Raw genomic sequence first — 26,964 nt, forward strand, 5'->3', positions numbered from 1 at the left:
GACTGAGGTGTTATAACTGTAGACGGTTCCTCTTGCGTCCGAGTAGCCGAAACCGCGATAGCTTCGATTGATGGCGTAAACTTGACCGCCGCTCCCGATGCCAAGGCCATTAAAGTCACTAACTCCCGTCGCCCGCGTTCCCATGTTCGTGACCGTGCCACTCGAGTCGACTTGCTGCAGTTGCCCATTGCTACTGAGTCCGTACACAAAGCCGGCGGTGCACTGCGGAGCGGTCTGAATCTTCCGCACCTGGAAAGTGCCAAAGTTGTGCGTTCGGCTACCATTCCCATTGTTCCACGTGGCGGTATTGCTGTTTGCCTCACCGATGGTCTTCGTATTGCTGCCGGGGACGACCCACGAGTATCCCGGAGGAGCACTACTTTGACTGACGCGGTAATTGTTACCATCGGTAACACGGTTGTTGTTGTTGCGATCCGTAGCGTAATGCTCCAGGAGGAATTCGCCGCCGTCAGCATCCCGATCTAAAACATTTCCGGAGTTATTGTTCGAACAGGTCCCGTCGCAATCCAAAATACTGCCCGCGTTGTTGCCCGTTTCCCAGCGCCAGGAAACCAAGCCCCTGGAACGATACTGAAACTCAAAAGTGGCTCCCGGCACGAGCTCGCCCGTTTCCACGTCACGCACATCCCAGTAGACATAGGGTGGTGTGCCGCCATCAGCTCCCAGAGCGAAGGTTTCGAACTCTGACGCGACTGCCTCATCATCGGTCACCGATTCGGCAGGCGTCGAGGCCTCAGTGGCGGGTTCAGCAGGCTCAATAACTGGGTCAGCAGGCTCGATGGCCGGTTCAGCAGGCTCAATGACTGGTTCAACAGGCTCCGCGATATCCTCAGCGGGCTCCGTGGCGTCCACGGGCGGTGCCGGCTCAACGTCTACATCCCCAGATTCAACAGTATCCAGCGGCTCGTCGGCTAGCGTATCGACCGGCTCGACCTCGTGGGTCTCTGCCAGTGCCGCAACTTGATCATCGGCGGGCGCCTCTGGGTCCGTGACGGTCATAGCATTGGGAGCTAACGCCCCGAAGGCAAGTACAAAGACGGCACTCAGGGCTACCACGGCTTGCGTGTAACGGCTCCGCCGTCGCGACATTTTAGGTCGTAAATTCAGCATGTTGAACAAGCTCCCCTAGGTTGTTCGTATTAATGATCCCCACCCTGCGCGCCTCATCTGAGGCCCTCGCCGGAAGGGTACCTTTCAGGCAGGCTAGCATAAACCGGTCAAGAAAGTTATGCAGATAATGCACAAAATAAAAACTTGTAATAACAAACTCACCTCAGAGGACTCATTGCATACGGCACCTAGGACTAAGGTCCCGCGTCGAGTGGCCACTCACGTGCACTCACGCGCAATATGCTAGCCGCTAATCTACGGGGCTATTGACATGCGATAGCTTTCTAGCGATAATCGATAGATGAATAGACTCGTGCAATGGGTACTTACCGGTGTCGTCTCACTGTTTCTGCTCGCCCTCATTCTCGGACAGTTCCTCGTCCCGATCGTTGCAAGCGATGTGGGCCACCAAATGCCAGAAGTGCGCCATCTCGTCGCACCCTATTCCGTGTTGGGGATCGTCACCATAGCCTGCATTCAGGGAGCAGTAATTTTTCTCTACCTAGCGGTCTCCAGACGGACGAAAGATTCGTTCTTCACGAACAACACGCGAATGTGGATCTTCGCAGCGGGCCTATTATGCACCGTCGCGTTCCTCATCCCCGCTGGTACAGCGATTCATCTTCTCTCCACTGTTCACGCAGGTGGCCCAGGGGTCGTGTTGGGACTAGCTGCGTCACTCGTCGCAGCAACCGGCTTTGGGTGCCTGACCTATATCGCACTCAAGGCCTTCGACGGTGCGCGGACCGAACATGAGGAACTTGGAGGCGTCATTTGATTAAGGTCAATCTCAACGTTCTGTTAGCAGAGCGCAACCTGAGCGTCGCCGAGTTCGCCGACGCCGTCCAACTCTCGCCTGCCAACGTTGCCGTCCTTAAGAATGGGCGAGCAAAAGCCATTCGCTTCTCCACGCTGGAACGAATCTGCAGGGTTCTGAACTGCTCGGTGGGTGAGGTCCTTGAATTCATCGACGAGGAGCCCGCTAGTTAGCGGCCGACTCGCCACGGTTCCTCGTGCGGCGTCAATTCCGGGGCAAAACGAGACACAGGGAAGCCGACAAAAATGGTCCCTGTCAGCGAACTGACAGGGACCATAGTGGTGGAGATGGGGAGAATTGAACTCCCGTCCGACGATGCAAAACCCAAGACTTCTCCGGGTGCAGTCTGTTAATCGTTGTTTTCAGCTCCAGCACTCACACAGACGAGTCGCTGACGAACATAGTTACCTAGTGTTGACCGCAGCCCGGCAACCCAGCTGCGGTCCAGTGGCTTTCTTAAACGACGCCAGACATCTCACGCGAAAGCGACGTGAGGCTGACGGACTTTTTTAAGGCGCTCGCTTAAGCAGCGAGAGCGAAGTCAGACTTCTGCTTGTTGGCAGTTGTTGTTTGCAGAGAGTCGTTTAAGAGATGACTCTGCATCCTCTACCCGCTTCCCTTCGGCAGTCATCGCCGTCGAAACCGATCATCCCCGTATGTAGTTGTGAAACAACAGTGCCCGAAGGCGTTTACATATCGTATAACGACGCCGTCCCCGCGTCTATTCCCGCAGTCACATTTCTCGATGGCTCCAGTGGCATTCACCGCGCGCTCACAGTGTGACCCACGCTATAGTTGGCGGTAGAGAAACCGTCGAGAGCTGGAGACTCACCCCATGGTTGACCACTACACCGGTACATTTGCGAATCGTCACATCGGTCCGCGTCAAGACAGCATTCACCACATGTTGGGAGTTCTAGGCTATTCAACGCTGGACGAGATGATGGACGCCGTCGTGCCAAGCGATATTCGACAGCGCGAGCCATTAAACCTGCCAGCGCCACTGGACGAGCATGACGCACTTGACGAGCTACGCAGGTTAGCGGCGAAGAACACCGTGAAGAAGCAGCTCATCGGGCAAGGCTTTTACAACACCCACACCCCGGCGGTGATCCGGCGAACGGTCTTTGAGAACCCGGGCTGGTACACCGCATACACGCCCTACCAGCCGGAAATCTCCCAGGGCAGGCTCGAGGCGCTCCTGAATTTCCAGACCATGGTCGCCGATCTAACGGGCTTCGATCTGGCCAACGCCTCGATGCTGGATGAGGCGTCCGCGGCCGCCGAGGCCGTCCTGCTCATGGGCCGGGCAAACCGCGCCAACAAGGACGGGAAGATGGTCTTGGATTCCAACATCTTCCCGCAAAACCTCGCCGTCATTCTGGGTCGCACCGACGCGCTCGATATCGAGACCGAGATCGTCGATCTGCGCGATGGCTTGCCCGAGGGGACGATCACCGGCGTCGTCCTGCAACAGCCTGGCGACGACGGCGGTATCGGCCATCACGCCGACATCATCGCCCAGGCGAAGGAAGCCGGAGCGATGGTCACCGTCATTGCTGATCTGCTTGCGCTCACGCTGATCACTCCCCCGGGTGAACAGGGCGCCGACATCGCGGTGGGTAACACCCAGCGGTTTGGCGTGCCGCTGTCGTTTGGTGGCCCGCACGCGGCATACATGGCGGCCGATCAAAAGCTCGTGCGTAACCTCCCCGGCCGCATCGTCGGCGTGTCCGTGGACGATACGGGACGCCCCGCATACCGGCTCACCTTGCAAACCCGCGAGCAACACATTCGCCGCGAAAAGGCCACGTCGAATATCTGTACGGCACAGGCCCTGCTCGCGGTCTTGGCCGGGTTCTACGGCGTCTACCACGGCCCGCAAGGGCTCACGGCGATCGCCGAGCGCGTCCACCATCACGCCGTCACCCTCGCCTCGGCGCTTACGGGTGGCGGCTACACCCTGGCGCGAGACGAATTCTTCGACACGCTCATCGTTGAGGTTGACGACGTCGAGGCGACCATGACCAAAACTCTGGAGGCCGGCTACAACCTGCGCAAATTCTCAGATACGCAGGTCGGCCTTTCCTTTGACGAAACCACCGAAGCGGCTGACGTTGCAACGCTAGCGGAGGTGTTCGGCGTCGAACTGACCGAGGCAGCCGACACCGCGATCCCCGCCGATCTGGAGCGAACCTCGCCGTTCATGACGCACGAGATTTTCAATTCCATCGGTTCTGAATCGCAGATGATGCGGTACACCACCCGGCTAGCCGATCGTGACCTGGCACTTGATCGTGCCATGATCCCGCTGGGCTCGTGCACGATGAAGTTGAACGCAGCGGCTGAAATGGAACCGATCACCTGGCCTGAATTCGCGAATATTCACCCCTTCGTTCCCGAGGATCAGGCGGCGGGATGGCTCGAGTTGATCCACACGCTCGAAGGCTGGCTCGCGGAAATCACAGGCTATGCGGGCGTCAGCGTCCAGCCCAACGCCGGTTCTCAGGGCGAGTACGCAGGTCTCTTAGCCATTCGTCGTTACCTCGAGTCTCAGGGCGAGGGTCAGCGCAGGATCTGCCTGATCCCAGCCTCCGCACACGGAACCAACGCGGCCTCGGCCAAGCTGGCCGGTCTGACCATCAAGGTCATCAAGTCCGCACCGGACGGTTCGGTCGACGTCGACCACCTAGACGACCTGCTCGCCGAGCACGGCGCAGAGGTTGCCGCCATCATGGTCACCTACCCGTCGACGGCCGGCATCTATGAATCGCGCATCGCGGAGATCTGCACGAAAGTCCACGACGTCGGCGGTCAAGTGTACGTCGACGGCGCGAACCTCAACGCGCTGGTTGGCATCGCACAACCGGGCAAGTTCGGCGGCGACGTCTCCCACCTCAACCTCCACAAGACGTTCTCCATTCCGCACGGTGGCGGCGGCCCCGGCGTCGGCCCCGTGTGCGTGGCCAAACACCTCATTCCGCATCTGCCCTCTGAGCCGCGAACCTACGACGCCGATGAGCACGGTATCCCCGTGGCTGCCACGCTGTATGGCTCGGCGGGCGTCCTGCCTATTACATGGGCATACATCGCGATGATGGGCGGGGACGACCTCGCGGAGGCGACGAAGACGGCCGTGTTGTCAGCCAACTACATTGCCAAGAGGCTCGAGGGCCACTATCCGATCCTGTTCGCGGGCAACAACGGGCTGGTTGCGCATGAGTGCATCGTGGACGTCCGGGAGATCACGGAGAAGACGGGCGTGAGCGCCGAAGACGTTGCCAAGCGACTCATGGACTTCGGTTTCCACGCGCCCACGATGGCCTTCCCCGTTCCGGGAACGCTTATGGTTGAGCCCACCGAATCTGAGGATCTCGGCGAAATCGACCGCTTCGTCGAAGCGATGATCACCATCCGCAAGGAAATTGCTGAGGTGGAAGATGGCACCGCTGAGCTGGAGACCTCGGTGCTTCGCCGTGCGCCTCACACGGCGGCTGCGGTGATCGACAGCGGCTGGGATCGCCCATATTCGGTGGAGAAGGCAGCCTTCCCAGTGCCAAGCCTCAGAGTGGATAAGTACTTTACGCCGGTCGGGCGGATTAACAACGCGGCTGGCGATCGGCACATCGTTTGCTCCTGCCCGCCAGTGGAAGCATTCGAGGACTAAGCAGGAAGGTACACATGTTGAAGCACTCCCCTTTCGAAGCCGAGCACGAAGCGGCCGGCGCAACGTTCACCGACTTTAACGGGTGGAATATGCCGCTGAAGTACGGCAAGGAACTCGATGAGCATCGCGCCGTACGTTCGGCCGCCGGGCTGTTCGACGTCTCTCACATGGGCAAGATCTGGATCACCGGCCCTGACGCCGCAACCGGGTTAAACCTCGCCCTCGCCGGCAACTTCGCGCCCATGAGCATCGGCCGGGCACGCTACACGCTGGCACTGACGGACGAGGGAACTATCCTGGACGATCTGATCGTGTACCGGTTTGGCGACGATCGATTCTTAGCCATACCGAACGCTGGCAACGCCGCCGTGATCCTTGAGGCCCTCCAGGAGCGGCTCGCCGGTTTGGACGTGAGCATCGAAGATGAGACGGAGGCGTTTGGCCTCCTTGCTCTTCAGGGACCGCGCTCCCTCGACGTCCTTCAGGCACTGCCCGATCCCGCCCTCGCCGAGCACGGAGCCGAACTGAAGAACTACACGGGCGTGGAGCTCACGATTGACGGTGCCCCCGTGATACTGGCTCGCACGGGATACACCGGCGAGTTCGGCTTCGAAATCATCGTCCCAACGGCCCGCGCGAGCGCCCTGTGGAACGATCTCATGGCCGCCGGCGAACCACTCGGCATGCTGCCCTGCGGCCTCGCAGCCCGTGACTCGCTTCGCCTCGAGGCCGGCATGCCCCTGTACGGAAATGAACTAACGACCACCGTGACTCCGTTCGAAGCTCGCCTCGACGGCGTCGTTAGCTTCAAGAAAACCGAGGACTTCGTCGGGCGCCGGGCGCTCGAAGCTAGCGACAACCCGGAGCGCGTGCTCGTCGGGCTTGTCTCCGAGCAGCGCCGGGCTGGTCGAGCCGGAGCGGATCTCATCGTGGACGGCGAGCGCGTTGGCACGATTACCTCCGGCATCCCCTCCCCGACACTGGGGTATCCGATCGCCATGGGATACATTCAATCGGAGCATGCGGCGCCTGGCACCAACGTCGACGTTGACGTTCGCGGCAAGGCCCTACCGTTTACGATTGTGGCTCTCCCCTTCTATTCCCGACCCAAGTAACCAACCGAAAGAGGACGACGATGACCACCGTTAAAGCAGATCTGCGCTACACCGACGACCACGACTGGGTGAGCTCCGAGAGCCCCGCCCGGGTGGGAATCACCGATTATGCCCAAGATCAACTGGGCGAGATCGTATACGCCGAACTCCCCGAGGTGGGCGCGCAGATCACCGCAGGTGAAGAGTGCGGCGAAGTGGAGTCGACCAAGTCAGTCGCCGAGCTTAAGGCGCCGGTGAGTGGCACGGTCGTTGAGGTGAACGAGGCGCTCCTCGATAACCCCGAGTTGATTAACGAGGATCCGTATGGCGAGGGCTGGCTCTACGCTGTGGACGTGGCTGAGGATGGCCCGCTGAGCTCCGCCGATGAGTACGCCGAGCAGATCAGCGGCACAATCGAGTAATGCCACGCGACATTCACGCACCGTTGCCCGCCGCCGTTGGCGACAAGGTGGCGGTGCTGTCCCCCGCGTGGTCGGCGCCTGCCTATTTCCCGGCATTGCACGAGCAGGCGATAGAACGCGTCGAGCGCATGCTCGGAGTGGAGGTGGTCGAGTACCCGACCACGCGCGAGATGGGAGCGACGCCGGAAGCGCGCGCCGCGGACGTCAATGCGGCGTTCGCTGACCCCGAGATCCGAGCAATTTTCACCACGATTGGCGGCGATGATCAGATTCGGGTAACTCCGCATCTGGATCCGGAGCTCGCCACGGCCGACCCGAAGCCGTTCTTCGGATTCTCCGACAACACGAACATCCTCAACTGGCTCTTTTGCCACGGGGTCGGCTCCTATCACGGTGGATCGACGCAGATTCATTTTGGTCAGGGGCGCCTCGTGGACAACGAACACCTCCTGACCCTGCGCGCCGCGCTCTTCGGTGGTGGCGATTACGTCCTACCAACCACGCAAGACTCCGAAGACTTTGGAATCGACTGGTCAGACCCTCGTTCCCTGACGGAGGGCGTCGAACGCGAGCCGGCGTTGCCCGTGGAATTCCTCGGCAGCGACGAGATCGTTCGTGGCCGCACCTGGGGTGGCTCGATGGAGGTTCTTGATCAGCTTGCACTTGCCGGGCGGTTGCCGGATCCCGAAGACCTTGAGGGTGCCATTCTCATTTTCGAGACCTCGGAAATCCTTCCGCCTGCCGACTTCGTGGGCCGCTGGATTCGCGGCATGGGCGAGCGCGGCTATCTTGACGCGGCGGCCGGCCTCATGTTTGCGCGCCCGGTCGTCCAAGACCGCGAGGCGCCGGTTGCCGCCGAGGTTCGTGATGCCCGCCGCGAGGCATACACGGAGTATCTCCTGTCGAATCTCTCGCTGTATCGCAACGATCTGCTCGTTGCTATGAACGTGCCGTTCGGCCACACACGCCCGCAGGTGATCCTCCCCTACGGCGGCGAAGTTACGATTGACCCCATCCAGGAGGGCATCGTCGCGCACTATCCCCTAGCTGAGGGGCTCGTGCGCGCGATCACCTAGACGAACTCGATGACCTCGGCGATCGATGGGTGGGTGTGATCGGGGCGGTAGGGGAAGTTGACGATCTCTTCTTCCTTCGTTGAGCCGGTCAGCACGAGGTGCGTGGTCAAACCGGCCTCCACGCCGGCCTGAATGTCGGTGTCCATGCGGTCGCCCACGATCGAGGTGTCCTCAGAATGCGCGCCAATCTTGTTGAGCCCGTTGCGCAGCATGACCGGATTGGGCTTGCCCACGAAGAACGGGCTGCGCCCGGTGGCCTTCTCGATCATCGCGGCCACGGCGCCGGTGGCGGGAATGTCGCCCTCGGCGGATGGACCGGTAGCGTCCGGATTCGTGGCGATAAACCGAGCGCCGCGCTGAATAAGGCGAATCGCCTTGGTGATGGCTTCGAAGGAGTACGTGCGCGTCTCGCCGAGCACCACGAATTCTGGGCGGTCCGCCGTCATGATGAAGCCCTCTTCGTACAGGGCGGTGGTGATGCCAGCCTCGCCGAGGACGTAGGCTCGCTTGTTGTCGCTCTGAAGTGCCAAGAATCTGGCCGTGGCCAGCGCGGACGTCCAGATCCGATCTGCCGGCACGGTGAGCCCCGCAGACTCCAGGCGCGCCGAGAGATCGCGCGGGGTGAAGATCGAATTGTTCGTCAAAATCAGGTGAGGGATGCCCTTGTCCTCCAGCTGGTCCAAGAACTCCTTTGCCCCATCGAGGGCCGTGCCCTCATGAACCAGTACGCCATCCATATCAATAAGCCATGCATTAGTCATACATCCATCCAACCACGCCTTCTTGAACACCAAAAGGCGCTGAGGCGAACAGGCTCAATTGTATGGCTCAGGGCTTAGCGTTGACGGCGGCGAGCCTCGGACATCGCGCGTTCAGCCTCGCGCATATCCTGCTTACGCTTGAGCGTCTCCCGCTTATCCCACTCCTGCTTGCCTCGGGCGATTCCGATCTCAACTTTGGCCCGACCGCGCACAAAATACAGTTCGAGCGGCACGATCGTGTAGCCCTTCTCGCGCGAGCGCTGGGCGAGTTCTTCGAGCTCGTGCTTGTGGAGGAGGAGCTTGCGCTTCTGGGTGGGCGCATGGTTCGTCCAGCCACCCGTGGAGTACACGGGAATGTTGGCGCCAACGAGCCAGCCCTCACCGTGGCGATCGATGTCCACCCATGCCTCGGATAGCGAGGCACGCCCGGCGCGCAGCGCCTTAACCTCCGTACCCGCAAGGACGAGGCCGGCCTCAAAGGTCTGGTCAATGAAGTAATCGTGGCGGGCCTTCTTGTTGCGCGCCACCACCTGCTTGGCATCGGAGGCCTGCTTTGCCTTCTGGGCAGCCGTGAGCTTGCCAGCATCCTTCTTCCAGGCTTTTGGCATGATTCGGGCTCCCTTCGATATAGGTATTCGCGCGGCTCGGCGCTATTGGCTCCAAGGTGCAATCGACTCCCAAGGGCAACCCCGAGGCGGCAATTGGTTCCAAGGTGGCTAGTGTACGCGCTATCGTGCGCCAGCTCCAACGCGCGATTAGCTCCAGCGGCGAACGAACGAGTTGAACGTCATCGGATCGATCACGGTGCCATCACGCCACACTTCGAAGTGGACGTGGCAGGCGGTCACGCGGCCGGTTTCGCCGGTCCATCCGATGACCTGCCCCTTGCTCACTGCCTGCCCCGTACTGACGTTGAAGGCCTGCAGGTGGTTGGTCACGGTGACGTACGAGTTTCCACCCACGATGCCGTGGTTGATAAACACCTGGTTGCCGTGCGTGCCGTTGCCGGCGGCAGGAACAACAGCGGCGACGACGCCGTCGGCCGCGGCCGTCTGCGCTTCACCGCATCGAGAGCGCAAGTCGACGCCGTTGTGCATCCACATGCCACCAAATGGGTACTGACGCATGCCAAAGGGCGAGGTCACGTACACGGGCGCGGGAACGGGCGGCTGGATCCAGCTCGAGGGCACCTGCGGAGCCGGGGCCGGCGCAGGTGCCGGCTGGTTACTTTGCCCAGCCCGCTCACGCGCTGCCTGATCCGCCGCGATTCTGTCCTGTTCAGCCTTCTCCGCAGCCGCCTTCTCCGCAGCCGCCTTCTCAGCGGCGATGCGCTCGGCTTCCTTGCGTCGATTCTCTTCGTCGATATCGGCGATACGCTGAGCCGTCTGGTCGCGAGCATCTTCCATCTCGTCGAGCGACGCCTGATAATCGACCTTCTTCGCTTCAAGCGTCTCGGACTGCTCGGCGAACTTAGTTTCAAGCGCATACAGGTCATCGCGCTTTTGATCTGCGAGGGCCTTCTTTTCTTCCTGAACGATGACGAGTTCGTCCGAGGCTTCCTTCAGTTCCTCGATTTCTTCCTCGACGGCGCTCTGGCGCGACTCGCGGTTCTTCGCCTGCGCTGCCTGCTGCTCAAACTCGGTCAGAGAGGACGTCTGAGATCGAGAAACCGCCGACTGTGCCCGGTAAGCATTGGCGAAATCTTCCGCCGTGCTCGAGCCAAGCAGCAGTTCAAGGTCGGATGGCATCGTATCGCCACGGTAGGTGGCGCGGGCATACTCGCCCAGTGACTTGCGCGTCTCATCGGCATTCGCCTCGTGCTCGGCGATGTCGTCATTAATGGTGTCGAGCTCGCCTTGAGCGGCCGCGAGAAGGGCAGCGTTGGCCTCGGCCTCGCGAATCGCGGCCGCCAACTCGTTTTCCGCCTCGAGAACCTCGGCCTCCGCGGCTGGGATCTTCCCGCGCGTTTCTTCCAGCTGAAGATAGGCATCCTGAAGGCCAACATCGATGCCCTCGAGATCGGACTGAAGGCGCTCGATTTCGAGTTCCTGTTCTTCTTGCTGGTCCACGAGCTCGTCTCGCTCGTCGGCAGAGGCGGGCATGACGATCGCAGCGCCTGACACGGCAAGCGTCAGGGCTGTGACGAATGTGATGAGTTTGCGCATGTTACCCCTAGACCTTCGTGTACCGACGAAGTGCTACATACGATGCTATCGCAGCCACAGCGACGGCTCCGAGCAACAGCCACGGAGCCATCATCAGCACGTCTTGGCTGGTGATGATGCGCAGCCAAGACTCGGCGAACCAATCCTGGATAAAGTACTCAACGGCCACCCACAGGGCAGCCACCGCGAGCACGGCTCCCACGAGCGCGGCAATGATTCCTTCAAGGATGAAGGGCGCCTGGATGAAGCCGTTGGATGCGCCCACGAAGCGCATGATCTCGGTTTCGTTCCGGCGGAACATAGCCGATAGTCGAATCGTCGCGGGGATGAGCAGTAGCGCAGTCAGGATCATGATTCCTGCCAGCGCACCGGCGATCAGCGTGAAGCGATTGAGCAGGTTGAACAGCGGCTCGAGCTGCTCGCGCTGGTCGATGACCACATCGACGCCGGGACGCCCTTCGATACTTTCACGGACGACGTCGTACTCGGAGGGATCCACCAGCTTGACGCGGTAGGAGGACTGCATCTGCTCGGGATCCACCGTGTCGATCCACGCCGACCCCTCGAGGTACTCGCGAAGCGCCTCGTAGGCCTCGGCCTTGGTTTCAAAGTGGACTTCGTCCACGTACTCGGCCATTTGGTCGGACTTGAGGAAGGCGTCCAGATCGTCGATCTGCTCCTGCGTGACCTCTCCCCCGGCACACTGCGGAGTGTTCTGGTCCGGAGCACACAAAAACGCGGAGACCTCCACGCGGTCATACCAATCGTTCTTCGCCGAGTCGATCTGGTTCTGGAGCAGCACCGCCGCACCGACGAACAGGAGCGAGACGAACGTGACGAGCATGACGGATGCCGAGAGTGCGAAGTTTGAACGCAGGCCCTTCCAGACCTGGGAGAAAATGAACCGTAACCTCATGATTGGCTACCTCCGTACACGCCGCGATCCTGATCTCGCACGACGTCGCCGTCCACGAGCTCGATCACGCGCTTGCGCAACTGGTTCACGATCGCCTGATCGTGGGTGGCCATCACAACCGTGGTGCCTTGGCGATTAATGCGATCCAACAGACGCATGATGCCAAGGGCCGTCTTGTGGTCGAGGTTGCCGGTCGGCTCGTCAGCTAGGAGAAGCTCGGGGCGGTTCACCATCGCTCGGGCGATCGCCACGCGCTGCTTCTCACCACCGGAGAGCTCATGCATACGCCGCTTTTCCTTGCCATCGAGGCCCACAAGTTCGAGCACCTGCGGCACCTCCTTGTGGATGGCGTGGCGCGGCTTTCCAATCACCTGCATCGCGAGCGCCACGTTGTCGAACACGTTCTTGTCCGACAGCAGGCGGAAGTCCTGAAACACCGTGCCGATCTGGCGGCGCAGGTAGGGAACGCGGCGTGAGGAGACGCCGGACAGATCCTTGCCCAGCACGTGAACTTTGCCGTTCGTGGGGCGCTCTTCTGCTAGGACGAGGGCGAGCATCGTGGACTTTCCAGAACCCGATGCGCCCACCAAAAACACGAACTCTCCGCGATCGATATTGAGGCTCACGTCGTCCAGCGCGGGAGCTGCCCCGCGCTGATAAACCTTCGTGACGTTTTCAAATGTGATCATAAATAGTGCGCAATCGTTAAAACCATAGTCTTCATCAGCATAAGAGCCGCTTTTTCACAGGTGGATAGGCGCGCCGAAAAGGGCGCAAAATAATGACAGCCCAGCCACGCGTGGTGACTGGGCCCTCAATTATTCTTCGCTACTCGTCCTTGGCTCCCTGGCGCCAGCGAATGCCCGCGTCAATGAAACCGTCGAGATCGCCGTCGAACACCGAATCCGTGTTGCCAACTTCGTGACCGGTGCGCAGGTCTTTGACCATCTGGTAGGGGTGCAGCACGTAGGAGCGCATCTGATCGCCCCACGAAGCTTTGACGTCGCCGGCCAGTTCCTTCTTCTTCGCCTGCTCTTCTTCGTGGCGGCGCTGAAGCAGCTTCGACTGGAGCACGCGCAGGGCTGCCGCGCGATTTTGAATCTGCGACTTTTCATCCTGCATCGACACAACGATGCCGGTGGGGATGTGCGTCATGCGCACGGCAGAGTCCGTGGTGTTGACCGACTGACCACCGGGGCCCGAGGAGCGGAACACGTCAATCTTCAGCTCGTTGTCCGGAATCTCGATCGAATCGGTGGTCTCGATCAGCGGGATCACCTCGACGGCAGCAAACGACGTCTGTCGCCGGCCCTGATTGTCGAACGGCGAGATGCGCACGAGCCTGTGCGTTCCGGCCTCCACCGACAGCGTGCCGTAGGCGTAGGGCGCCGCGACCTCGAACGTCGTCGACTTAATCCCCGCCTCCTCGGCATAGGACGTATCCATCACCTTCGTCTTATAGCCGTGGCGCTCGGCCCAGCGCAGGTACATGCGCTGGAGCATCTCGGCAAAGTCTGCCGCATCCACGCCGCCGGCACCCGAGCGAATCGTGATGACGGCGTCGCGCTCGTCGTATTCGCCCGAGAGCAGGGTCTTGATCTCGAGGTCGGACAGGTCGGCCTTGATCCTCTCGATCTCCCGCTCGACCTCGGCGAGGAGCTCCTTGCCCATCTCCGGATCGCCCTCGGCCTCTTCTTGAGCCATCTCGTACAGGGTCTCGACGTCGTCGAGCCGCGCACCCATTTTCTCCACGCGCTCGAGCTCTGACTGTGCGTGCGAGAGGCGCGAGGTCACCACCTGGGCCTCGTCCGGGTTATCCCACAGGTCGGGCGCGGCTGACTTCTCCGTCAAATCCGCAATCGTCGCTTTGAGCCCTGGCAGGTCGGACACAGCCTCCACCTCCTCGTAGGTGTGGCGGATGTCGTTCAGTTCTTGGCTGTAATCGATGCTCACGGTGGCAGTCTACGGCATGCGGATCAGCTCGGCGCTCGAGGTTACCGTGAGTTCCACTGCGCCGGGCGCCGCGAGCATGTCCGGGATGAAGGGCAGCCGCGCCGTTCCCGTGACACTCACGACGACGGCGTCCCCACTCACGTACGCCGTGTAGGTAGCGGTCTGGTCGCCGACGACGATCGTGCCGCTCGCGGGCGGAGCCGGCCGCAGGTCGAGGCCCTGGCCTGCGTAGTAGGACTCATCGGAGATCTCTTGGGCGAGCTCGAGTGCGAGGGCGTCGCCGTGGTTGAGCAGGTCCCGTCGCACGGTGTGTACGTGGATGGCCGAGGTGATGATGAGAATGAGAGAGATGACGACGACCCACAGCCCCAGACCCATGACGATGAGGTTGCCGTCTTCGGCGCCGTGCGCTTCCGCGCCCGTTGCTGCTGTGTTGCGCTCGCGCGGTGTCATGGCCGGACCACCCGGTATTGATCGACCATCATCGACTGCCGCGCGCTCATGGTCACCGAGCCGATGATCGGAACGCTCACGCTGGCAGAAACATCCACGCTCACCGATGAGCCCGGGGTCAGGCACGGGCTAGCCGTGCAGGACACGCGCGCGTCGAGCGGTTCGGAAAAGCCTCGCGTTTCCCACGCGGTGATAGCTGCCGTGTGTGCTCGGGTATGGGCGCTCACGGTGGAGTCCTCGCGGATGAATGCCCGCACGGACTGGCGGGCCGCGTCATCGAGCGCGAGCTGGGCGCGCGTCGTCGTCGCTAACCCGATGAGCAACACGAGGGCCGGAATGATGATGACGACCATGATCCCGATGAACTCGACCACGGCGTTCCCGGGTTCGGCCCGCTCGGCGCTAGTGCTGGTCGCGCCTGCCCGCTCGGCGCTGGCCGCCTCACTCGCGATTGGCATGCGCTCTCACCTCGATCACGTCGTCGCCGAGGAACCCAGCACCGGGAATCGGGGCGCGAACGATCACCTCGATGCCGGTCTCGGTGGCATGAGCCGTGATGTTGGAGGCGTAGCTCTCGGCGAGCGTGCTGGTCATGAGGTCTTTGGTGCGTTCGGCCGCGAGCGCGGGTGATCCCCCGATGGCTCCCGCCCGGGCACCCTCCATCGCAGAGTCGGTGGCGATCGCGTGGACGTACCAGCCGAGCGAGGCGGCGATCACCGTGTAGACCACCATGAGTAGCAGTCCCACGCTCGCCACGAATCCGACCGTCGCGTTGCCGCGCTCGGGCTCAGAACTCGCCCTGTTAAATGTTGAGAATCCGGTTGATCGCATCGTTGAACAGATCCGTGAGCGCGGGTCCGGCAACGGCCCAGATGAGCACCACGAGCGCGGCCGTCATGAGCGTGATCATGACCCAGCCCGGCACGTCTCCGGGTTCCTCGCGATCTTCGGGCCACAACACCGGATTCAGGCGGCGAAACATTCTGATTTTCATGATGTTCCTTTCTTGGTTGTCTTACGTCAATCTCAGGGCTTGGAGAGCTGGGTAGACCGTGAACACGACGGTCAGAGGCATAACGATGAACACGACGGGCATCATCATCGCGATCTCTGCCTTTCCGCCGGCTTCGAGCAGGTCGCGGCGGGAAGCATCGCGCGCATCTCGCGCTTGCGCGTGTAGCGAGCTTGCTAGCCCGCTGCCCTGCTCGAGGGCGGTGACCACCGCTTCGGCAAAGCGTGCCACGTTTCGGTTCCCCGATCGGCTGCCCATGTCGTCGAGCGCGTCGGTGAGCGGGGTGCCGGCGTGGACGTCTGCCATTGTTCGGCGCAGTTCGCCGACCATCTCGCCCTCGCCGATGCGCGTGACCCGGTCGATGGCCACGCGGATCGATTCCCCGGAGGCCACTGCGAGCGCCAGCACCTCCACAACGTCGGGCAGTTGCGCCGTGTATGCCTTCTTGCGCTGTTCACACCGGTTCGTCAGAGCCCAATCGGCTCCGAGCACGCCCGCAAGCACGGATACGACGACGCCCGCGAGCGCAGCGACGATCGGCACACCCCGCACGACCAGTGCGAATCCAAGGAGCGTGCCTATGACGAGCCCGATGGCTCCCCACTGCAACTGGCGAATCCGGAAATCGCCGACCGTGAGGTCGCCGAGCAGGTGGGTACGCTGCTCGACCGACGTCGTCGTTGATCCCACCGCGTCGAGTACTCGGGCGAACGCGTCGATGGCGCGGTGGCGCGGCGCTGGCTTTCGGGTGCGGGTTGCGACGTATGGCAGGACTCGCGCGCTGAGCTGGGCGGGGCGGTAGACGAACGCTACGAAGGTCAGGAGCAGGCCGGCGGTTAGGGCAGCGCCGGCGAGGAATCCGCTAAGCATGGGCGCTCCCGGCGAAGATTCGTTCGTCTTCGGGCAGGCGGCCGAGCCGGAGCATGAGCCAGTAGGCGACGAGGGTGAGAACGAATCCGATCACGAGGATCGCCACGCCGGTCGGGGTGGTGAATGCGTCGATCGCGCCGGGGCGGGTGGAAAACAGGAGGAGGATGATCCACGGGGCGACCGCCGCCAGGCGCGCGCCGTTGACCGTCCACGACTGGCGTGCGAGTAGTTCACCGCGGGCGCGGTTCTCCTCGCGCACGAGGCTGGCGAGACTTGCGAGCGTGGCGGCGAGATCGCGCCCGCCGAGGCTGTGGGCGAGGCGGAGGGCTTCCAGGATGCGGTCGGTCATCGGGTCGGCGAGGGTGGCTTTGAGTTCGTCGAGGGCTGGATCGAGGCGGCCGTCGGCGCGCAGATGCTGGGCGAACTGGGTGAAGGCGGGGCGCATGACCTCCGGTCCGCGCACGGATAGCAACGCGAGTGACTCGCCGATCGGCAGGCCCACGCGCACGTTCGCCACGATGTCGTCGATGACTTCGGGCCAGACTTCTCGCAGTTCTTCGCGGCGACGCCGGGCCTGCGCCGAGCGCCATATGCCTGGCACCGCCGCACATAGCACCCCAATCGACGCGGCGATCGGCGCGGAACCAGAGATCATCGCGGCGGCCACGAATCCCGCGAACCCTGCTCCTGCCGCGGGCGCGATCCGCCGCAGGAGGCCGGTGGGAAGCGCGATGTTCCGCGGCTCGCGGTATGCCAGAACCACGAGGAACACGCCCAGACCGACGATCACACCTATCACGAATGCCACGATCCACCGCCTAAAAGCTCGTGGAGATCGTAGCCGCGCTCCTCGAACAGGTCGGGGTGCGGCACGTAACCCGGCCCGCGGTCGAGGCCCGCTCCCCGATCGATGAAGATCTCCGAGGTCTCGACGACGTCCTGTTCGGTTCGGCCCGTGAGCCCGACGATCTCGCGAACCCTGCGCAGGCCGTGGCGATCGCGGTGGATATGAACGACGAGGTCGATAGTGGAAGCGACGGTGGGGATGACGAAGTCGGAGGTCACGTTCTCGCCGGCGAGGAGCGGCAGGACGCAGAGTTTGTTGACGGCGTCTCGCGCCGAGTTCGCGTGGATGGTGCAGGCACCGGGGATGCCCGAGTTGAGGGCGATGAGCATGTCGAATGCTTCGGCTTGGCGCACCTCGCCGATGACGATCCTGTCAGGGCGCATGCGCAGCGATTCGCGGACGAGTCGGCGGAGTGTAATCTCGCCGCGATCTTCTATGTTGGCCGGACGCGTTTGGAGCGCGACGACGTCGCGATGCGCGAGGCCCAGTTCGAAGACTTCCTCGGCCGTGATGATGCGCTGGCCGGCGGGGACGGCGCCGAGGAGTGCGCGTAAGAGGGTCGTCTTGCCAGCTTGGGTGGCGCCCGAGACGATGACGTTCAGGCCGCAGTCGATCGCGGCGTCGAGGAACCGCGTGGCGGAATCTGACAGCAAGCCGCGTTTTGCAAGATCGGCGAGCCGTCGGGGCCGAACGATGTACTTGCGAATGTTGACGGCCCAGTGCTCGCGAGTGATATCGGGGATCGCCACGTGCAGTCGTTCGCCGGTGTGGAGCGCGGCATCGACGAAGGGCTGGGAGAGGTCAAGGCGGCGTCCGGACGCGCGGAGCATGCGTTCCACGAGGTCTTTAATCTGCCCCGGCTCGAGGACGATATTCGACAGCTGGGATAGGCCATCTTTCGCGAAGAAAACGCGACCGGGCTCGTTGATCCAGATCTCTTCGATATCCGGATCGTCAATGAGCGGCTGAAGCGGGCCGAAACCTCCGACGTCGTCGCGAAGCCGTCGCCGCGTTGCGGGCATGTCCTCCACGTCGTCCACGACGCCGGCCACCGTCAGGTCCTCGTATTCGTTGAAAGCCTGGTCGATGAGTTCGTCGAGTCCCGCGGGATCGAGCTGCGGATCGATGCGGGAGGTTCGTACCAGTTCGCGCACGCGCGCATCCAGCCACGCAACCGAGTCCGTCATCACGCTCACCTCCCCTAGCAGAAGCTAACGGAGTAACCGGACGAACCGTCGTCGATAATCACACCTGTGGATAAGCAGTTCTTGTTCCGTCACAATCTGCTAGCCCGAGGCGAGATTTAGCTGTCTCACAGGCAATTATCGAGGCCTTGCTCCTCAGCAGTAACGGCTACTCCTATTGAGCGGGTGCAGCGCCCTTTTCGTCGCCCTCCGTGGCGACGCCTTCCGACTGGGCGCCCGTCGGTGCTGCGGTGGTCGGTGCTGCAGTGGTCGGTGCTGCAGTGGTCGACTCGGTGCCAGCAGGCTCTGTTTCAGCTGGCTCGGTGCCAGCAGACTCGGTGCCGGTCGCGTCGGTGACCGGCTCACTCTCGGTAACCGAACCCGGTTCTGCCGACGAACTCGAGACCGTCGGGGCTGCCGAATCGTCCGCGAACGCCCAGAATCCCAGTAGGACCGCCGCCACTAGGAAGACGACACCCAGTCCCACCATCATGTAATTGCGCGTGTTCGACATTAAACAATCCTATTCCTCGTCGTACCGATCCCCTCGATCGCGCATGCGACCGTCTGGCCTGGCTTGAGGAATCGCGGCGGAGTCATTCCCGCTCCCACGCCGGCCGGGGTGCCCGTAGCAATCATGTCGCCCGGCCGTAGCCTGATGATCGTCGAGGCGTACTGCACGAGCTCTACCGGATCAAACAGCAAGTCACCCGTGGTGGAGTCCTGCATGACCTCGCCGTCCACCGTCGTCGTGATGCGAAGTGCCGGCCGCACACCCCCAACCTCGTCGGGCGTCACCATGAGCGGACCGACCGGCGTCGACGAATCCCAGTTCTTACCCTGCAGCCACTGGAGCGTGCGGTGCTGCCAATCGCGGGCGGACACGTCATTGAGCACAGTAAACCCCGCGATCGCGTCCTCCGCCTCGGCTGTGCTTGCGCGCCGGACATCCTTTCCAATGACGACGACAAGCTCAGCCTCCCAGTCAAGCTCCTCGACCTCCTGTGGGTGGGCAATATCGTCATTCGCGCCGGTCAGCGCGTCGGTGAACTTCATGAACAGCGTGGGATAGTTCGGAAACTCCCGCCCCATCTCGGCGATGTGTCCGCGGTAATTAAGGCCAACGCACAGTACCTTGCTCGGCGCCAAGATCAGCCTCTCCCATTCGAGATCGGCAACCGGCCACCTCCTAGGCTCGGCTCCAGCCGCGCCCCCAGCGATAACACCCCCGATCCCAGCCGCGCCCCCAGCGCTGCCCGCACCTCCAGACGCAAGCAGCGCCCCGACGTCGTCGTAGCCCAGGTCAACCGCTTCATCGCCGTCAATCCGGACCGCCCTCGTGCCACCATCGACTCTGACTGTTGCGATCTTCATACCCCCATCTTCGCCGCTTGTGCGAATAAGCGAAAGCGCAACCGGGTGGGTGGGCGTGTAGTTTCGCCGATTTTCCCCGCAGGCGGATACCGTGGAGGGGTGAATACGACTCCTTACGAACTTGCAGCCCTCGCCGTCGCCGCTGTGGACGGCTTGGAGGCTGTGGGCGTTCGCGGCCCTTACACTCGCACCGCTGACTTCCAATACGGCGGAGTGGTGGACGCCAAGGGTCGGCGCTGGATCGTCAAGTACCCGCTTCACTCCATCGCCGGCACGATGATCGAGGCCGAGGCAGCCATCGCGCCCCCGCTCCTCACGGCGCTACGCGACGGGCGGTTGCCCTTCGACGTCGTTCGCCCGGCTGGCTTTGTGCAGGTCAAGGAAGGTCGCGCGGTCACCTACGTTGCGCCGATGGGTCGCGAACACGATTTCGAGGATCTCACCGAGGCCGACGCCCACGAGCTTGGCCGCGCACTTGCCGCGATTCATCAGTTGCCCGTGGAGACCATCGAAAACGCGGGGCTTCCCTCATACGACACGCAGACTTCCCGACGCCGGCTCCTAGCCGACCTTCACGACGCGGATGCGACCTCTCCCCTGCCCGGAATCCTGCGCCGCCGCTGGGAGAACGCGCTCGAGATCACTGACCTGTGGGATTTCGAACCGCGCGTCGTGCACGGCGACATCGGGTCAGACCAGTTCATGTGGTGGGACGGGTCGATCTCGTGTGTGCTCGGCTTCGGCTCTGCTCACGTGGGAGATCCCGCGCTCGACTTCGCCTCCCTTGTGTCAGTGCTGGACGAGCACCTTTTCGACGCCCTCGTCGAGTCCTACTCGAACGCGATGGGCGAGGAGCCGACTGAGAATTTCTACAATCGCGTGGTTCTCATTTCCGAGCTCGCGCTGGCACGCTGGATGCTATTTGGAGCCCGCCGCGGCGACGCCGAGATCGTCGACGAAGCGCGCGCCATGATGGACGATCTCGCCGCCGAGGTGGAGGCCGACCCGGACCTGGCACCGGGACCGACCTGGTCCGTCAGCCAGGCCACGCCCGCCTACGCAGATTCGGCCGACGACGCCGGCTTCACGACATTCGATCCTGACGGCCTCGACTATTCGGACGACGTCGATCATTCTGACGGCCTCGGCTATTCCGACGACGTCGGATCAGGCGACGAGAGTCTCGACGAGAGTTCGGCTCCCTCCGCAAGCTGATCGGCAATGTGCCGGGCGATGTGTTCGCCGGTCATGACCGGGGCACGAAGTTCACGCATCTCCGGCTCGTTCTCCCCGAGGTAATAGAAGGCCGCGCCGATATCCTCCAGTGGCATGCCCTTCGCCGTTGACCACGCGAGCCGGTAAAGCGCCAGCTGGTACTGGCGAGACTCCAGCTGATCCGGATGTGGCCGCCTACCCGTCTTCCAATCGATGATCGTCACCGGCGGATGGCCTTCGAGCCCCGACGTGTCTAGCACGGCGTCAATGACACACCGAATTGGCATGCCACCCAGCTCGATGTCCACGCCCTCCTCGATCGAGATCTTCGGGCACGCCGCATACGGGGAGCTGTGGAACCGGTCGAGCAGCCGCTCGCGGACGGCATCCGTAAGTTCACTCGCGCTGTCGATTGGCATCTCTTCCGGGTCCGCCACCGAATCGACGTCCAAGGTCAACGGGGCGTCGTAGTGATGTGCGATCGCCTCATGCACGAAGGTTCCCGTGCGCGCTGCGCGCGACGGCCGTTGCGGAATCGGCCGGCGTTGATCACGCACGAAGCTCTCCGGATCCGCTGCGAGTTTCACGACGTCCGACGCCGTGAGGTAATCGCGGGACAAAACGCCTGGGGTGGTCGATGCATTGGCTTCATGTATCAGTGCCTGCGCCTCGTCCCTCCACCGAGCCACGATCCGCGAGACGTCGTCGGCGGCGAGCTGACGAGTAGGCGGACTCGCGGACCGGTCGAGTCGCCGATCAATATCGACCGGCCATCGCTTCGTGGCCGGGTCGAAAATCTCGGCCCACACGCCACCCTCATCTTCCTTGGCTTCCAGCGCGAGGCGTTCCAGATCGCCGCCCACAAGCACGGGATCGTTATTCGGATCCGGGTTGAGGACCTCAGACATATCCATAATGAAGGTGTTTTGCGGCATGGTCGCGAAGTCGATCGGCCCCTCGGCGAGTTCGCTATCGACCCGCTTAACGAGGTCCTCTAACGCGCCCGCCGCCTTGGTCTCATCAACCAGGTCGTAGGAGCACACGATGAGGGTGTCGCGCGGGCGCGTGACCGCCACGTATGCGAGCCGCCTCTGTTCAGCGGCGTAGTGAGCTCGCAACGGTCCCGACGAGTAGCGATAGAATTCCTCGAGAATGGGCGCCTTGTCATGAGGTGTCACGCTCGCGTAGGCAGGAATTCGATCGGCGAAGCTGAAGTACGGCAGGTGTGCCCGATCGGCGCGCAATGGGAAGGGCAGGGCGCTTGCGTTGAGCTGCCACGCACTGTCTGGCGAATGGGCATCAAACCCTTTGTATTTCATGTCGGGGACTGCCACGATGTCCCACTCCAAGCCCTTTGCTCCATGAATCGTCATAATTTGAACCACGCCGGATTCTGGCACGACCTCTTCGGTCATGAGGAACTGGGCGTCGCCACTGACCTCGCCTTCTCCCGTGTTTTCATGCTCTTCGACGGCGTCAATCCACTCAACGAAGCCCTTGAGGCTCGCACGCGGATTATCGCTGACATACTGCGCGGCCATTCGAACAAATGCACCTAGCGCGCCCTCAACACGCGCCCCGCCGTCGCGCCTCGACCGCGCGTAGAACGGCAGGTCAAGCGCGTCGATCGTGTGGGTGATGAGGTCAGGCACGGACAGGTGGGCTCGCTCGCGAATGCCACGCAGCAGGGAACTGATGTGCTTGAGCCGGGCGTAGCCGGCGTCGCTCATCCCCTCCGGCGCCGACGCCAAGGAGTCAATGGCTTCCACCAAACTCGGCCGAATATCGATCTCGACGCGCGCGGGGTTGCTCTCCCGATCGGCAGCCTGTTCCTGACGCGCGCTCTGTTCCTTGCGAGCCCTGCGCGCCAAGGTTTTCGCGAATTCCCCGAGCGCTCGAAGGTACTTTGTTCCGATGGCAAAGTGGGTAAAGATCGGCACCAGCAAATCGTTTCGATCCGGCACCGCCACGAGCCCGAGGAACGAACGCAGCAGCCGAACTTCAGGCTTTTCAATGAGCGCTTCTCCGCCCACAATTTCGAACGGAACCCCACGGTTCTCAAGCGCCTGAGCCGTGAGCTCAATGTAGGACCGCTTACGGCACAGCACGACGGCGGTGGGGAACGTGAGCTTGGCCGGATCGGTTTCGCCCCGCTCTATTCTTTGCGAAATCTCCACTCGTGCGTCGTCGAACAGACCCGCGAACTGGTCGGCCATCGCCGCGTATGAATCGTCGCAGAACGTTCGGTGGATATGGCGAACATCCCCGTCGCCAGCTCCTGGTCGCGGAGTCAGTTTCTTCACGGTCATCGACGGATAGGACAACTTGCCCTGGGTCAGCGCATTCGCGGCGTCGAGGATCTGCGATCCGTTTCTAAACGCGGTTGATAGCGTGAGGTTCTTTGCGACGCGGAACCGGTCCATGAAGTCGCTCAGAGCCGCGGCCGAAGCTCCGCGCCAGGAATAAATAGCCTGGTTGGGATCACCCACGGCGCACACCGACCACGCATCCGAAAAAGCGTTATAAAGGAACTCGGCCTGCTGGGAGGAGGTGTCCTGATACTCGTCGAGCAGAATGAGTTTGTAGTGGCCGACCAGCTCTCCGACCTGGTCCGGCACGGCCTTCAAAATGCGATTGGCTCGATCCACCTGATCGGCGAACTCGATAACAGAGTGTTCCTTTTTGTATGCCAGATACGAGTCAATGAGCGTGCACAGCGCAAGCCGCTTATTAATGGCGCCAAGAGCTCGGGCAGGTTCGGTTTGTGTGGCCCTTGAGGCGTCAGTGTGCGTACCGCGTGCCACCTTCGCATCCTTGACCTTTTGAACGGCATCTCGCTCCTCAGTCAAGACCTCGCGTAGCTCTGGAGTCGTGACCCCATTCGAGATGAGCTCATCGGCTAGCGTCAGCGCGCGATCAACAACCGTGTTCGCCGCCCAACCCTTAAGATCCGCATATTCTTGCGATTCAGTATCGAGCGAGGAGACAATATCGCGCATAATCTGCCAGCGCTCGGCATCGGTAATGAGCCGAGCTCGCGGATCTTCGCCGATCAGCATGGAGTAGGACGCCGCGATGCTTGCAGCAAACGAGTTGTACGTCGAGATCGTCGGCTGTGCCATCTCGTCGTGCGTATGACCAGCGACGGTGTCCGACTCCTCGAGCTCCGATTCTTCACCCTCGTGCTGGCCGGAGTCCGCAGTTACCTGCTCAGCATCTGCACGAGGCATGAGCCCCGACCTAGCTGCGTGAGCCAGCTGGGCCTCCACGCGCTCTGCCAGTTCGCCGGCCGCCTTGGTCGTGAACGTCAGGCCGAGTACCTCGTCCGGGCGCACGTTGCCATTAACGATGTGCCACACGATGCGCTGCGCCATCGTGGCAGTCTTGCCAGAACCAGCACCCGCGATGACGGCGATCGCCTGATCCTCGCTGACGATCACCTCACGCTGTTCCTCGGTGGGCTGGTGTTCGAGTGTCTTGGCAAAGGCCTCGTACGAGATCATGAGAAAATCCTTCCGCTGCCCACCGCGGGACATGTGGCCGTGTACGCGCACGTACGGCACATCAGGTTACGCACCGCGGCGAACGAACCACCGCGCTGGACCTTGCCGGTATTAAGAATCATCGCGTCCACTTCCGCCATCTCCTGCGGGCCGAGAGCTTCTTGAGCACGCACGGTTGGCAGGTTGGCCTTCGTCGGCTTCTTGACGTACAGCAGCTTCGCACCATTCGCTTTGTCGATGCCCTCCACCGCACCGCGGTCGATCAGCCACTGGTACACGCGTAGCTGGGGATTAACAGCCGCTTCGGCCCTGGTGATTTCGTTGCTCGAGGTCTTGAAATCAATCACGGAGGCTTCGTTGGCCGTCATCTCCAAGCGATCCAGCCTCGAGGTCACCACAACCGTGCCGTCCGGATCATCCAGCGAATCACGTGCACTCTGCTCCGTGAGTACGTTGACGCCCGTTTGCTCGAGATACGTGCCAAGTGTCGTCAGCATGACGTCGAGATCCGCGCGGACCTTCGTGCCGTCGAAGTCGTCGGGTAGGTCGAGATCCGCAATCAGCTGTTCCGCACGTTCCCGCATGTCGGACGTCGGACCGTATGGAAACTCCTCCGCGAGCGTGTGGATGAGAGTGCCGACGTCCAGCGCGCGCGTGTCAGTGGTTGACGCCGCGCCGAGTGAATCCAAGAACGCTCGAAGTGGGCAGCGCATTGTGGATTCGATGCGCGAGGGAGACACGTAGACGTCTCCCTCCGCTCCGAGGTGCGTGCTGGGTTCAAGCTGGTCAACCCACGTATCGCACCTCGCGGAGTCCACACCCTCCTGCGCAAGTTCGTCCAGAACGCCCTCGGCCGCCAAGGAGAGAATGTCATCCCCGCTCGCCATCGCCTGCCGCAACTGGCCAGTCAGACCCGCCGTGTCGAGTGCACGAGCAACGGCCCTCGCCTCGGTCGCTTCAGGAAAGAGCCACTGAAGAAAGCGCGAGGGCTGCACGCCGTCACCGCGCGTCGCGGTCACGACCACCGACTTTCGTGCGCGCGTGAGCGCCTTGAGGAGCATGCGCAGCTCGTCGTCAATGACGTCCCGCACCAGCTGCCCCGACTCCACAACACGCCCGGCCATCTCCGAGCCGAGCACAACGTTGACGAGCTTGGGGACCTTCGTGAGCGGGTTTCGCAGACGCGTGTTCGGCCACGTGCCCTCGTTCAGCCCGAGGATTGCCACGTAGTCCCACGATTTACCGATCGTCGACGACGGCGTTGCGAGCGTCACCTCGTCCGCAAGGCCACCTGTTCGAGCGATGGAGTCCTCGGGAATGTCCTGCTCCTCGAGCGCCTCGAGAAGCACGGCGATGCTGGCGTTCGCCGGATCGCGGTCCGCCTGGCGCTGCGCAACCCGAAACACCGAGATCACGGCGTCGAGATCCGCATTCGCCGCATCCGCATGGGCTCCGACGCCAAGGGCGCGCTCGCGCCACTGATCGGCGACGCCGACCCCATCCCAAGCCTCCCACAGCACCTCTTCGCCGAGCGCCCCGCGATCACGGGCCGCTCTGATCCGCTCGATCACGGCATGGATCTGCTGGAGCTCGGGCACCTTGGCGAGCTGCTCGCCACCCGTGAGAACGAGCGTCAACAATTCAGACTCGGACCGCGACCCGCCCATGGCCAGCTCCCAGCCGCGCAGTTCGCGGCGAAGCGAGCGAAGATCTAAGGGATCGATGGCGAACAGCGGGCCAGTGAGCACGTGTTCGATCTGTGCCGTATCGACGACGATCGGATCCCACAGCGCCACCTCAATGAGATCAATAAGCGCCGCCACCGCACGCTGCTCGCGCAGCGGCTCCGAACTCATGAGTGGCGCGATGGGAACGCCGTACCGAAGGAAGGATCGCCGCGCAGCGCGGTGCGTGCCAGCCGATCGCGTCAGGACCGCCATCTGCGAGTACGGGACGCCCTCAAGGAGATGCAAGCGCCGCATTCGCGTTGCAACATATGCGATCTCTTCGTCCTCGTTCGCAAAGATCTGCGCCACCGCCGGGTAAGAATCGCCAGCCGCCTCGCCATCGCCAGCCGCCTCGCCGACGTCGGCCGCTTCGCCATCGTCGGCCAGCTCAGCGTCCGCCGCAGCGCCGCCCTCGCCGTCCGCCACGAAGTCTGCAGCCCTGTGCCGGCCCGCTCCGGCGGTATGAATGCCGGAGGTCGCCTTGGCCACGACCTCCCCGATTTGACCTCCCGCGCGATAGCGATGAGTCAGGTAGAAGCGCTCGGCACCAAGCCCTCCTGCCGCCTCGTCTCGCGTGAGCAACGCCGGAAGATGTGCCACGCCTCCGCGAAATCCTTGAACGGCCGCGTCCGGATCGCCGAACGTGACGATCGATGTGCCGTCCGCCTTCAATGCACGAAGAAGAGCCCGCACGGCGAGAGTGGAGTTCTCGACGTCGTCGACGATCACCCAATCCCAGCGCGGCTTTTCGATATCTAGTTTGCCGTCTCCCACAGT

24 protein-coding genes, 1 other RNA gene and 1 pseudogene are annotated in these 26,964 nt (G+C 62.4%); 7 read left to right on the plus strand and 19 right to left on the minus strand.

The window, feature by feature from the left end; translation table 11 throughout:
• Positions 1 to 1,020: pseudogene (locus ACHFFR_RS07160) on the minus strand (hypothetical protein); the annotation flags it as partial.
• 412 nt (positions 1,021 to 1,432) lie between these two features.
• Between ACHFFR_RS07160 and ACHFFR_RS07165 the strand changes: the two are divergent.
• Entirely contained in the window at positions 1,433 to 1,909 is a 477-nt protein-coding gene (locus ACHFFR_RS07165) for a DUF2975 domain-containing protein (protein ID WP_394263581.1), read from the plus strand.
• A complete protein-coding gene (locus ACHFFR_RS07170; RefSeq protein WP_394263582.1) occupies positions 1,906 to 2,121 on the plus strand; it encodes a helix-turn-helix domain-containing protein in 216 nt (71 codons plus the stop codon). The genes ACHFFR_RS07165 and ACHFFR_RS07170 overlap by 4 nt, the downstream gene beginning before the upstream one ends.
• A 106-nt stretch (positions 2,122 to 2,227) precedes the next feature.
• On the opposite strand, the gene ssrA is transcribed toward ACHFFR_RS07170, so the two are convergent.
• Positions 2,228 to 2,602, minus strand: a transfer-messenger RNA (tmRNA) gene (gene ssrA / locus ACHFFR_RS07175).
• A gap of 181 nt (positions 2,603 to 2,783) precedes the next feature.
• On the opposite strand from ssrA, the gene gcvP reads away from it, so the two are divergent.
• From gcvP to ACHFFR_RS07195, 4 genes are read left to right on the plus strand one after another with little or no spacing between them, the layout of a single operon-like run.
• Positions 2,784 to 5,615 carry an aminomethyl-transferring glycine dehydrogenase gene (gcvP, locus tag ACHFFR_RS07180; RefSeq protein WP_394263583.1) on the plus strand — a complete coding sequence of 944 codons (2,832 nt, stop codon included), beginning with the start codon at positions 2,784 to 2,786 and terminating at the stop codon, positions 5,613 to 5,615.
• A 14-nt stretch (positions 5,616 to 5,629) separates the two neighbouring features.
• Positions 5,630 to 6,730: a glycine cleavage system aminomethyltransferase GcvT gene (gcvT, locus tag ACHFFR_RS07185; RefSeq protein WP_394263584.1), complete on the plus strand. Its 1,101-nt coding sequence runs from the start codon at positions 5,630 to 5,632 to the stop codon at positions 6,728 to 6,730.
• A 20-nt stretch (positions 6,731 to 6,750) separates the two neighbouring features.
• Positions 6,751 to 7,131 (plus strand): glycine cleavage system protein GcvH, encoded by a 381-nt coding sequence (gcvH, locus tag ACHFFR_RS07190; RefSeq protein WP_394263585.1) that lies wholly within the window; start codon positions 6,751 to 6,753, stop codon positions 7,129 to 7,131.
• Positions 7,131 to 8,207: a S66 peptidase family protein gene (locus tag ACHFFR_RS07195; protein ID WP_394263586.1), complete on the plus strand. Its 1,077-nt coding sequence runs from the start codon at positions 7,131 to 7,133 to the stop codon at positions 8,205 to 8,207. The genes gcvH and ACHFFR_RS07195 overlap by 1 nt, the downstream gene beginning before the upstream one ends.
• On the opposite strand, the gene ACHFFR_RS07200 is transcribed toward ACHFFR_RS07195, so the two are convergent.
• The 15 genes from ACHFFR_RS07200 to ACHFFR_RS07270 form a co-directional block, all read right to left on the minus strand.
• Positions 8,204 to 8,968, minus strand: a complete 765-nt coding sequence (locus ACHFFR_RS07200; protein ID WP_394263587.1) for an HAD-IIA family hydrolase — start codon at positions 8,966 to 8,968, stop codon at positions 8,204 to 8,206. The genes ACHFFR_RS07195 and ACHFFR_RS07200 overlap by 4 nt on opposite strands.
• A 74-nt stretch (positions 8,969 to 9,042) precedes the next feature.
• Positions 9,043 to 9,576 (minus strand): SsrA-binding protein SmpB, encoded by a 534-nt coding sequence (gene smpB / locus ACHFFR_RS07205; RefSeq protein WP_394263588.1) that lies wholly within the window; start codon positions 9,574 to 9,576, stop codon positions 9,043 to 9,045.
• 147 nt (positions 9,577 to 9,723) lie between these two features.
• Positions 9,724 to 11,133 carry a M23 family metallopeptidase gene (locus tag ACHFFR_RS07210; protein WP_394263589.1) on the minus strand — a complete coding sequence of 470 codons (1,410 nt, stop codon included), beginning with the start codon at positions 11,131 to 11,133 and terminating at the stop codon, positions 9,724 to 9,726.
• Positions 11,134 to 11,140: 7 nt separating this feature from the next.
• Entirely contained in the window at positions 11,141 to 12,049 is a 909-nt protein-coding gene (ftsX, locus tag ACHFFR_RS07215; RefSeq protein ID WP_394263590.1) for a permease-like cell division protein FtsX, read from the minus strand.
• Complete coding sequence (gene ftsE / locus ACHFFR_RS07220) at positions 12,046 to 12,738, minus strand: cell division ATP-binding protein FtsE (RefSeq protein WP_394263591.1); 693 nt, start codon at positions 12,736 to 12,738, stop codon at positions 12,046 to 12,048. Before ftsE ends, ftsX begins: the two co-directional genes overlap by 4 nt.
• 139 nt (positions 12,739 to 12,877) lie before the next feature.
• Positions 12,878 to 13,969 (minus strand): peptide chain release factor 2, encoded by a 1,092-nt coding sequence (gene prfB, locus ACHFFR_RS07225; RefSeq protein ID WP_394263604.1) that lies wholly within the window; start codon positions 13,967 to 13,969, stop codon positions 12,878 to 12,880.
• Positions 13,970 to 14,011: 42 nt separating this feature from the next.
• Positions 14,012 to 14,455: a hypothetical protein gene (locus ACHFFR_RS07230; RefSeq protein WP_394263592.1), complete on the minus strand. Its 444-nt coding sequence runs from the start codon at positions 14,453 to 14,455 to the stop codon at positions 14,012 to 14,014.
• Positions 14,452 to 14,913, minus strand: a complete 462-nt coding sequence (locus ACHFFR_RS07235; RefSeq protein ID WP_394263593.1) for a hypothetical protein — start codon at positions 14,911 to 14,913, stop codon at positions 14,452 to 14,454. The genes ACHFFR_RS07230 and ACHFFR_RS07235 overlap by 4 nt, the downstream gene beginning before the upstream one ends.
• A complete protein-coding gene (locus ACHFFR_RS07240) occupies positions 14,897 to 15,286 on the minus strand; it encodes a hypothetical protein (protein ID WP_394263594.1) in 390 nt (129 codons plus the stop codon). Before ACHFFR_RS07240 ends, ACHFFR_RS07235 begins: the two co-directional genes overlap by 17 nt.
• Positions 15,258 to 15,449 carry a hypothetical protein gene (locus tag ACHFFR_RS07245; RefSeq protein ID WP_394263595.1) on the minus strand — a complete coding sequence of 64 codons (192 nt, stop codon included), beginning with the start codon at positions 15,447 to 15,449 and terminating at the stop codon, positions 15,258 to 15,260. The genes ACHFFR_RS07240 and ACHFFR_RS07245 overlap by 29 nt, the downstream gene beginning before the upstream one ends.
• A gap of 21 nt (positions 15,450 to 15,470) precedes the next feature.
• The gene (locus ACHFFR_RS07250; RefSeq protein ID WP_394263596.1) at positions 15,471 to 16,337 is read right to left on the minus strand and encodes a type II secretion system F family protein; all 867 of its coding nucleotides are present in this window, start codon (positions 16,335 to 16,337) and stop codon (positions 15,471 to 15,473) included.
• Positions 16,330 to 17,145: a type II secretion system F family protein gene (locus ACHFFR_RS07255; protein ID WP_394263597.1), complete on the minus strand. Its 816-nt coding sequence runs from the start codon at positions 17,143 to 17,145 to the stop codon at positions 16,330 to 16,332. Before ACHFFR_RS07255 ends, ACHFFR_RS07250 begins: the two co-directional genes overlap by 8 nt.
• Positions 17,133 to 18,371: a CpaF family protein gene (locus ACHFFR_RS07260; protein WP_394263598.1), complete on the minus strand. Its 1,239-nt coding sequence runs from the start codon at positions 18,369 to 18,371 to the stop codon at positions 17,133 to 17,135. Before ACHFFR_RS07260 ends, ACHFFR_RS07255 begins: the two co-directional genes overlap by 13 nt.
• A gap of 172 nt (positions 18,372 to 18,543) precedes the next feature.
• On the minus strand, positions 18,544 to 18,882 hold the full coding sequence (locus ACHFFR_RS07265; protein ID WP_394263599.1) for a hypothetical protein: 339 nt from the start codon (positions 18,880 to 18,882) through the stop codon (positions 18,544 to 18,546).
• The gene (locus ACHFFR_RS07270; protein WP_394263600.1) at positions 18,882 to 19,742 is read right to left on the minus strand and encodes a fumarylacetoacetate hydrolase family protein; all 861 of its coding nucleotides are present in this window, start codon (positions 19,740 to 19,742) and stop codon (positions 18,882 to 18,884) included. Before ACHFFR_RS07270 ends, ACHFFR_RS07265 begins: the two co-directional genes overlap by 1 nt.
• A gap of 99 nt (positions 19,743 to 19,841) precedes the next feature.
• Here ACHFFR_RS07270 and ACHFFR_RS07275 point away from each other — a divergent pair, with 99 nt between their 5' ends.
• Positions 19,842 to 20,957, plus strand: coding sequence for a phosphotransferase (locus ACHFFR_RS07275; RefSeq protein WP_394263601.1), 1,116 nt, complete (start codon positions 19,842 to 19,844; stop codon positions 20,955 to 20,957).
• Here the strand turns inward: ACHFFR_RS07275 and ACHFFR_RS07280 are convergent.
• Positions 20,891 to 24,460 carry a UvrD-helicase domain-containing protein gene (locus tag ACHFFR_RS07280; protein ID WP_394263602.1) on the minus strand — a complete coding sequence of 1,190 codons (3,570 nt, stop codon included), beginning with the start codon at positions 24,458 to 24,460 and terminating at the stop codon, positions 20,891 to 20,893. The two genes, ACHFFR_RS07275 and ACHFFR_RS07280, sit on opposite strands and share 67 nt — an antisense overlap.
• The coding region (locus ACHFFR_RS07285; protein ID WP_394263603.1) for a PD-(D/E)XK nuclease family protein at positions 24,457 to 26,964 on the minus strand (2,508 nt) is incomplete at its 5' end. The genes ACHFFR_RS07280 and ACHFFR_RS07285, both read right to left, overlap by 4 nt.

This window comes from Trueperella sp., from assembly GCF_043424875.1.
Taxonomy (GTDB): domain Bacteria; phylum Actinomycetota; class Actinomycetes; order Actinomycetales; family Actinomycetaceae; genus Trueperella.

Bases quoted from the DNA above. Each gene is read 5' to 3' on its own strand.
- ACHFFR_RS07165 (WP_394263581.1), top strand. From the start codon at position 1,433: ATGAATAGACTCGTGCAATGGGTACTTACCGGTGTCGTCTCACTGTTT.
- gcvP (WP_394263583.1), top strand. From the start codon at position 2,784: ATGGTTGACCACTACACCGGTACATTTGCGAATCGTCACATCGGTCCG.
- gcvT (WP_394263584.1), top strand. From the start codon at position 5,630: ATGTTGAAGCACTCCCCTTTCGAAGCCGAGCACGAAGCGGCCGGCGCA.
- gcvH (WP_394263585.1), top strand. From the start codon at position 6,751: ATGACCACCGTTAAAGCAGATCTGCGCTACACCGACGACCACGACTGG.
- ACHFFR_RS07195 (WP_394263586.1), top strand. From the start codon at position 7,131: ATGCCACGCGACATTCACGCACCGTTGCCCGCCGCCGTTGGCGACAAG.
- ACHFFR_RS07200 (WP_394263587.1), bottom strand. From the start codon at position 8,968: ATGACTAATGCATGGCTTATTGATATGGATGGCGTACTGGTTCATGAG.
- smpB (WP_394263588.1), bottom strand. From the start codon at position 9,576: ATGCCAAAAGCCTGGAAGAAGGATGCTGGCAAGCTCACGGCTGCCCAG.
- ACHFFR_RS07210 (WP_394263589.1), bottom strand. From the start codon at position 11,133: ATGCGCAAACTCATCACATTCGTCACAGCCCTGACGCTTGCCGTGTCA.
- ftsX (WP_394263590.1), bottom strand. From the start codon at position 12,049: ATGAGGTTACGGTTCATTTTCTCCCAGGTCTGGAAGGGCCTGCGTTCA.
- ftsE (WP_394263591.1), bottom strand. From the start codon at position 12,738: ATGATCACATTTGAAAACGTCACGAAGGTTTATCAGCGCGGGGCAGCT.
- ACHFFR_RS07230 (WP_394263592.1), bottom strand. From the start codon at position 14,455: ATGACACCGCGCGAGCGCAACACAGCAGCAACGGGCGCGGAAGCGCAC.
- ACHFFR_RS07235 (WP_394263593.1), bottom strand. From the start codon at position 14,913: ATGCCAATCGCGAGTGAGGCGGCCAGCGCCGAGCGGGCAGGCGCGACC.
- ACHFFR_RS07240 (WP_394263594.1), bottom strand. From the start codon at position 15,286: ATGCGATCAACCGGATTCTCAACATTTAACAGGGCGAGTTCTGAGCCC.
- ACHFFR_RS07245 (WP_394263595.1), bottom strand. From the start codon at position 15,449: ATGAAAATCAGAATGTTTCGCCGCCTGAATCCGGTGTTGTGGCCCGAA.
- ACHFFR_RS07250 (WP_394263596.1), bottom strand. From the start codon at position 16,337: ATGCTTAGCGGATTCCTCGCCGGCGCTGCCCTAACCGCCGGCCTGCTC.
- ACHFFR_RS07260 (WP_394263598.1), bottom strand. From the start codon at position 18,371: ATGACGGACTCGGTTGCGTGGCTGGATGCGCGCGTGCGCGAACTGGTA.
- ACHFFR_RS07265 (WP_394263599.1), bottom strand. From the start codon at position 18,882: ATGTCGAACACGCGCAATTACATGATGGTGGGACTGGGTGTCGTCTTC.
- ACHFFR_RS07270 (WP_394263600.1), bottom strand. From the start codon at position 19,742: ATGAAGATCGCAACAGTCAGAGTCGATGGTGGCACGAGGGCGGTCCGG.
- ACHFFR_RS07280 (WP_394263602.1), bottom strand. From the start codon at position 24,460: ATGATCTCGTACGAGGCCTTTGCCAAGACACTCGAACACCAGCCCACC.